This window comes from Zooshikella sp. RANM57 (assembly GCF_050749885.1).
In the GTDB taxonomy this organism is placed as follows: Bacteria; Pseudomonadota; Gammaproteobacteria; order Pseudomonadales; family Zooshikellaceae; genus Zooshikella.
Genome location: NZ_JBOIUB010000070.1, coordinates 1 through 298, shown reverse-complemented (window position 1 = coordinate 298; position 298 = coordinate 1). Strand labels below are relative to the sequence as shown.

1 protein-coding gene is annotated in these 298 nt (G+C 56.7%); it reads left to right on the top strand.

Features of this window, described 5'->3' with window-relative positions:
- The coding region (locus tag ACQ96U_RS27175) for a hypothetical protein (RefSeq protein ID WP_431724410.1) at window positions 1-298 on the top strand (298 nt) is incomplete at both ends.

The window sequence follows — 298 nt, the reverse complement described above, 5'->3', positions numbered from 1 at the left end:
GGAATGCAGGTTTTGGCGAGGCCAAAGGCTCCGAAATTGTTGAGGCCAGTGCCGGTCAGGTGAACCTACAACCCAACGTGTCCCTGGAAAATGCCGAAGGTCGTACCTTCACCTACACCGTCAATGTCTACAAGCAAAATGCACAGGGTGAGTGGGAGCTTTTGGACTGGCTGCAAGGGGATTACAGCTTTGCCGCTGAGCGGGGTGAGTCGGGCGAGTTTAGCGCCAAGGCCCACCACCAGCTCAGTAGTTTCCATGCCTTGGACCAGGGTAGCGTTACGCACCGCAATACCGGTCG